General features: G+C 42.6%; 5 protein-coding genes. 1 reads left to right on the top strand and 4 read right to left on the bottom strand.

Translation table 11 applies throughout. The features are described from left to right. Window positions 1-309 precede the first annotated feature (309 nt). Window positions 310-1560 carry a dicarboxylate/amino acid:cation symporter gene (locus MMG03_RS13050; protein WP_249506470.1) on the top strand — a complete coding sequence of 417 codons (1251 nt, stop codon included), beginning with the start codon at window positions 310-312 and terminating at the stop codon, window positions 1558-1560. A 72-nt stretch (window positions 1561-1632) separates the two neighbouring features. Here MMG03_RS13050 and MMG03_RS13045 read toward each other — a convergent pair whose 3' ends face one another. The 4 genes from MMG03_RS13045 to MMG03_RS13030 form a co-directional block, all read right to left on the bottom strand. After that, entirely contained in the window at window positions 1633-2376 is a 744-nt protein-coding gene (locus MMG03_RS13045) for a hypothetical protein (protein ID WP_249506469.1), read from the bottom strand. A 401-nt stretch (window positions 2377-2777) separates the two neighbouring features. Continuing rightward, window positions 2778-2939, bottom strand: coding sequence for an alpha-amylase (locus MMG03_RS13040; RefSeq protein WP_101478376.1), 162 nt, complete (start codon window positions 2937-2939; stop codon window positions 2778-2780). Between the two features lie 23 nt (window positions 2940-2962). Continuing rightward, window positions 2963-3700 carry a hypothetical protein gene (locus MMG03_RS13035; RefSeq protein ID WP_249506468.1) on the bottom strand — a complete coding sequence of 246 codons (738 nt, stop codon included), beginning with the start codon at window positions 3698-3700 and terminating at the stop codon, window positions 2963-2965. A 359-nt stretch (window positions 3701-4059) separates the two neighbouring features. Beyond that, complete coding sequence (locus MMG03_RS13030) at window positions 4060-6558, bottom strand: hypothetical protein (protein WP_249506467.1); 2499 nt, start codon at window positions 6556-6558, stop codon at window positions 4060-4062. Window positions 6559-6658 lie beyond the last annotated feature (100 nt).

The raw sequence follows: 6658 nt of genomic DNA, 5'->3' as shown, positions 1-6658 counted from the left end.
CGAACAACAAGATAAAGCTACTGATACGGACTGCCTATGGCTTCAGGAACATGAACAACATGCTGTCGCTGATAATGTTGAGCTGTTCCTATGTAGATGTAAAGATAGCCTACGAATGGGAATCGGAATCGAGAGAATCATCTAGCAAGGCTGCCTAAATGCTTCCACACATGTTGATGATGCCTCAAAAATGAGAGTTTATTTGTCAAATGGGTCCGTCTGATTTTTTATAACAGGTGTAAAAGTTTTTACCATATGAATTTTTAATCTTTCTAAATTTTCGGTCAGATTTTTTTTAGTGAGGTCCAAATGTCTCAGAACGAAAATGCTATGGCCGGAGCCGCCAGGAAAGTCAAGTCTGTCAAGACGCAGGTTATTGTCTGGGTTGTTGCGCTGGTGCTTGGTGCCCTTTTGGGTCTGATCCAGAGTGAAGGTCTGCAGAACCTGATTAACTTCATCGCTTCTGTTTATACCCGCCTGTTCCAGTTTGTGGCCGTGCCTACCATTGCGCTTGCCCTCATGACCACTCTTTCTGCCCTGGGTGTCCAGAAGAATACCGGCCGCATTTTTGGCCGTACCATCATCTACACCTTGCTGACCACTTTTGCGGCCGCCTTCGTGGGACTGCTTCTCTATAAGATTATCGGACCGGGCAACCTGCCCATGGATCTGGTCAGTGGCGGTGCCGCCGAAGTTCCCCAGAACCTGAGCGCCATGAGCTATTACGATCATTTCCTCAGCATCGTTCCCAACAATGTAGTGCAGCCCTTCCTCAGCGGTAACGTGCTGGGTATCTTGATGGTGGCCGCTGCCGTGGGCCTGGGCCTCGCCTTTATGCCTGATTCTGATAACAAGCATGCTCTTGTGAAGGTGATCCTCGGTCTTCGTGAATTGCTGTTTACCCTGATTCGCGCTCTCGTCTGGGCCTTGCCCCTTGGCGTCGTTGCCTTTGCCGCCCAGCTTTCTGCACAGGTGAATGCCGGCGTGGTGGTGGGTTCCCTGGGTAAGTACCTGGCTGTGGTCATGGGCGGAAACGCTATCCAGTTCTTCATTGTGCTGCCCCTGTTCCTGTTGGCCCGCGGTCTGAATCCGCTCCATGTTCTCAAGAAGATGAGCCCCGCCGTGATGATGGCTTTCTTTACCAAGAGTTCCGCCGCAACGTTGCCTGTGACCATGCAGTCTGCCGAAGACAACCTGAAGGTAAAGCCGGAAGTGGCCCGCTTCGTGCTCCCCATCTGCACCACCATCAACATGAACGGTTGCGCGGCCTTTATCCTGGTGACCAGCCTTTTCGTGATGCAGAACAGCGGTGTGGAACTGACTCTCGGCACCATGATCACCTGGGTGTTCATTTCCGTGCTTTCTGCAGTGGGTAACGCTGGCGTTCCCATGGGCTGCTACTTCCTGACCCTCTCCCTTATGGTGGGCATGAACGCGAACATCGGCGTCATGGGCGTGATCCTCCCGCTTTACGCTGTCATCGACATGATCGAGACTGCTGAAAACGTCTGGTCCGACTCCTGCGTCTGCGCCATGACCAACAAGGATCTGAGCAAGTAAGATAAATTAAGACTATGTATAAAAAATCCAGCCCTAGATTTTGGGACTGGATTTTTTTAGTGAAATTTTATTTTAGTAGGTAACCGTTACTTCCCAATCCATGGTGTAGTAGGCAGAACCGTCGTCGGTCTGTTTTATGGTCTTGTCGATTTTCTGTCCTACATCATTAATGGCGTAGCATTTTTTCGAGGTGTATTCCTCGTCGTCAAAGAATGCGTCTTCGTCGACAAACTTGGGGCATACCTGAATGATATTGATACCCTTGGGCAATAGTACGGAAACTTCCTTGCTGCCAAACCAGTAGCCCACATCGTTACCGAGATTGATCGTTGTTGTCTTGACAGGATCCATTTCATCGATGCCGTCTTTGCTGGACTTTATGGTAAAGGAAATTCGGGGTTCGCCATCTTCCTTGTCTTTTTCGTCCATAGCTTTTAGCTGCTCGTATTTGAGCAGGTTGATGGTTAGGGTAGTCCGCGCCGTAGTGTAAACGGAAACTTCCTGCTTTGCAGGTTCCTTGATTTCTTCCTTTGGATTTTCGCCGGAATCAGAACTTGTAATTGCATCCGCGTAACCTCCTGAATTGCTGGATTTAGGAGTGGAGGCATCCTTTTCTGCAATCCATTCTCCACCGATGCACACATAGTTGTCGTCCTTATCCTGGACGTATTTTGTTTCACCTCTGTTGCTACTGTTACAAGCGCCCAGTTCGTAGATGCTGGAAACAGAAGAATCGTTTGGTGCAGATGATGACGAATCGTCAGAACATGCTGCGAAAAATGCGGTGACGGTTGCTGCAAGTAATATTTTCTTCATAAAAATTCCTTTACTTTGTTGTGAATGAAACCTTTTCGAACTTAAGAAGAACTTGACGACTTTTTATGAAGAATGAATTTCGTTCAAATAAAAAAGGCGTGGTGTCGTTCTTCGCTTACTTACAGACTGAGGCTCGGCAAAGCCATTACGCATAAATAAACGACAACAACCCACGCCCCAATGGGACGTGAGCGTTTGCCTGCTATCTTCTGCGTTTGTGAATTTTGCCGATTCCAGTCTAGAAGATAAGAGCAAAGCTCAAAAAATCCGGTCGCGGTTTCCCGCTATGTAATGACAAAAATAAATAAAAGTGTTGTTGCGGTCAATGAAAAAAGCTACCTAGGCGAATGCAGGTGCGTAATTGCCGAATCAGTCTGCCTGCACGCCTAGATAGCCGCTAATTATTTTTTAGGGTTGCTTGCTCCTTTGTAGAGGCTGTTGTTTGGATTTAGCTGATTTGCATGGTTGTTCATTGCGGCTGTATAAGCCTTGTTAAAACCGCTTGTGCCCTTGTTTGCGTTCAGCTGGTTTGCGTGGTTGTTGAGGTTGGTTTGCTTAGACATAGTGTCTCCTTGTTTGGTGTTTGTTAAACGGCAATACCTGCCGTTGCGATGGCTGATTTGATTGTAGCTGCAATTTCTGTGGTGTTGTTCTTGAAAATTTTGATAACTTTCCAGTTACTGATGCCTTTTGTCTTTTTGATGGCAACTTCAGAAACGGAGTGGCAGGTGTTTTTGCAAAGAAAAGCAATGATGCCAAAATTTGATTTTTGCGTTGCTTCACAAACCGCTTGAATTCTTTTTAGGTTTGGCGCCCAACGTTCCGCGAGAATTTCGTTGACTTCAAAACCGAGGGCTTCTTCGATAGGCTGTTTTTTGCCCGTAATGCCTGTGATAATGTAAATGGGAATGTCATTACGCAGCGATACTTTGCGTTTTTGCTCCTTGGTGCAGCGATTTTGTCTTTTTGTCTTTTGTGTGATGAAATGCTTAATGTTTGGCTTAATGATTTCGTATAGTCGTTCTGATTCTTTTTGCCACCAGGTAGCGGAGTGACGAGAACCGACTTTAAAGTTAGTGTTCATGATTTTTACGTCTTCTGGCTTTGTTTGTATCACGGTGTCAAAAAGTGCTCGTACATCGCTTCGAATTTCTGGATAGAGTTCCCAAAGAAGCCTGCCACGCGCCGCGATGTATTCTAGCATAGAGGGTGTCGCGTTTTTTATTGAAAGTGCTTTTTTTAGCTTTGATAATTCGGATTGCGCCTGGGGTAGCGAGCTAATTTCGTTTGGCTGACTCACAATATTTATGAAATCCTGGTTCATGGCTAGGCATCCTTTTTAGTTTGTTGTTTAGAGGTGGCTTCCTATTTCTTTGCAAGATTTAGATTTGCCGAAAGGGACAAAAAGGGACAAAACGCCCCAGCCCTTTTTGCAGGAGGAAAAAAGTATTTAGGGAAAACACAAAAACCACGTCGGCATATAGCCTTCGTGCTTGCTCCCTAGCAGAGATTTAAACGAGATTGTGCATCTTTTGAACTCCTTTCTGTTTCTTGCACAAAAAACAGCTCAACATGTGCAAACAAAGCAGTTCAATGATGTGACTAGAATATATAAAAACTATTGTTTAAAGTCAATACGTGTGGGGCAGAAATGCCCCTCCCCTCGCGGGGGAGGGGGAGAGCTTATTCGCAGGTGATGTTAAAATACTTGATCGAGGTTTCCTTTGTTTGCATTAATTCAATGGCGATCTTAATAAGGTAAATAGCAATATCTGTGCTGTAGGCATTCAAAAATTCAGATTCGTGATCGCCGTAGCTTGCGGAGACAATATTTCCCTTTTCATCTTTTTGTTCTCTATGAAGACGGAAAATGGGTGTATTCCCATAGAGCGCATTAAGGCAATCGGTTAGTTGTTTCTTATCAAGATTGCATGACTTCCAAAATTCTTCACCGAATTTGTTCCTTAACTTATTTCGTTCAATTGTGCATTTATGTTCTGAGTCGAATAATTCCGTGATATTCCCATCTTGGGATTTACAGAATACATCTAATTTTGCGAACCATTTGTTTAGAATATTCTTGAAGTATGGAATTTGGTCTAAGCCTGAGAATTTTACGTCTTCTCTAATATGGAAGTTTATGTCGTTGCAATTTTCTTTTAAGTCATAAATCGCAGTAAGAAAATCTGCAAAGTTATTGGGCTTAAATAAATCATCTATTTTAGAAAAAGTTGCATAATGAGTGGCTATATTGCGGTCAAAGTATAGGTATTTGTTTTTAAATAAATTTTTGTATTGTGTTCTGAAGAAGACGTCGTCTTCCTTAAAAGCGTCGCAGTCGGAATCTAGGAAAACCTTCATGGAGATTGGTCTTGAGATATAAAGGTTTTTGAAATTAGGAACTTTCTGCATAAAGACTGGAATGGTTAAGCCAGAATCTATACAAGACAAAATTTTCTGGTTATTTTGAATTTCTTTTTGCTTTGCTTCGCTATATTTCCCGTCGTTCAATTTTTTCTTTAGCTTTACATGTTCAGGAATATTAAGCTTGCTGTCGACGTCTTCTTTTATATAGTTAATTTCTTTAACAAGGTAGTCTGAATCCTTGTGGAGGAAATTAGCCATATTGTAGATAAGCGTGATGGCCGCACAGGTCGGTTCTGTCGAATTTTCCAAGTTGTCAAAAAGCCAATTTAACTTAGTAGGGCTATTTCGCTTGCAAAGCAGTTCATTGTATATTTCAAGGATGGTTTCTTTTTTACACCAGGATCCATCCACTATTTTCTTCATCAGGGGAGCCAAAACGAATTTCCTGGGATAAAAACCTTCTTCAGTTCTTGCCGTTAGATGGTATAGCACGAAGAATAAATGCTGTTGCAGAATATTTAGGGAATCCTTCTGAAATGCTTTGGGCTTTATCGCCTGAATTCCAAGTTCTTCGCACTTGGCCTGCATCTCGTGGTCGTCGGCAAATGCATCTGTTAGGATTTGTTCGTCTTCATAAAAACAATCCTTAAAATCATTGTAGGAAAGTAGGTGCATGAACCAATACTGGCATAATGCGAGGCCTGCTTTGCCCTTGAATATGCGAGATTGCCTTTTTATTGTGTTTCTATAGTAATTGGAGAAAAATGCAGTATCTGGTAAAAAATAGTTGGAGTAACGAAGGCCAAAACATCTGTAAACGATATAGATTTCATCAATTGGCACTATGTCAAGAAAATTGGCCAATTGTAGCCATGCGGCAAGATCGCTGATAGATTCTAGTTTTGTATATAAGTCGCCTTTTTCATTTTGATGGGCGCAGCTGTTTGCGATATGAGTACTGGAATCGCCCCAGTAGTCAAATTCTTTACGGGCGGAATGTTCGTTACGTACGAAGTAAAAGAAATAATCTACAATGAAATTGTTGATGTTATCGGAGAGCTCTTCAATGTTGTCTATGTAGGCTGCGAATGAGGCTAATTGCTTAATGGCTTTGATTTCATTTTCTCTTACGCCTGCCGTTGCTTTCGGAAAACTAAAATCAGGTACAGTTAGCAGAAGGTATAAATGATAGGGGAAGAAATTTTCATCTGATTCGCCGGTCTCTGCGAAGGTCTTGAATGATTTAAGACGCTCATCCAGCCAAGCCGACTTGATGCATGGTGTAGCTTTGGCCAGGGTGTATTCAAAAGCTTCTTCTTTCATCTTGCGGCGGGTTTCTTTATCAACCTCTTTGATCCGTTCATTTGGATGAAAACCATAAGAATCGTAGTAGTATGGATAACGTTTCAAAAATTCATCATGTAGCAGTTGTTTGTATTGCCAATCTATCCATTCCGTTGGAATGGGATATTTTTTGAAGAGTCTCTTTAATATGGAACTCAGCTTAGTTCTTAGATACGCTTCCACATTGCTAAAATCTTTTTTTGGGGAAACTGTAAATATGTGACAAAGAAAATAGTAGGTCGCCATTTCCCATATAATGTTTATGGCGTGTTCTACAGTAAGGCTGTCTTGGGATAGCTTTTTCTCCCATTGTTCTTGAAGATAGGAGATGTTCTGTTCAATAAATTCTTCCAGGGTTAAGTCTTCGTTGTCAAAACCTGGTAATTGCCACATATATTTTGTTTCGATACATGAGCTATGTTCATTTGTGATGTTGTACACTATTTCCGCGATAGTCTCAATGGTGGACATGTTTTTTCCTTTCTAAAGGGTTGTACTTAACAACCGCAGATTTACATTCATAAATCTACGATAAAATTTTAATTCTTTAATGGAAGAAAACGACAAAAAC

It is taken from the genome of Fibrobacter sp. HC4 (assembly GCF_023373925.1).
Lineage (GTDB): Bacteria > Fibrobacterota > Fibrobacteria > Fibrobacterales > Fibrobacteraceae > Fibrobacter.
The sequence above is the reverse complement of the archived record's forward strand: the minus strand, read 5'-3'. Positions and strand labels throughout refer to the sequence as shown.

What these genes read in the sequence shown, in the direction of transcription:
- MMG03_RS13050 (WP_249506470.1), top strand. Translation starts at nt 310, where the DNA reads ATGTCTCAGAACGAAAATGCTATGGCCGGAGCCGCCAGGAAAGTCAAG.
- MMG03_RS13045 (WP_249506469.1), bottom strand. Translation starts at nt 2,376, where the DNA reads ATGAAGAAAATATTACTTGCAGCAACCGTCACCGCATTTTTCGCAGCA.
- MMG03_RS13040 (WP_101478376.1), bottom strand. Translation starts at nt 2,939, where the DNA reads ATGTCTAAGCAAACCAACCTCAACAACCACGCAAACCAGCTGAACGCA.
- MMG03_RS13035 (WP_249506468.1), bottom strand. Translation starts at nt 3,700, where the DNA reads ATGAACCAGGATTTCATAAATATTGTGAGTCAGCCAAACGAAATTAGC.
- MMG03_RS13030 (WP_249506467.1), bottom strand. Translation starts at nt 6,558, where the DNA reads ATGTCCACCATTGAGACTATCGCGGAAATAGTGTACAACATCACAAAT.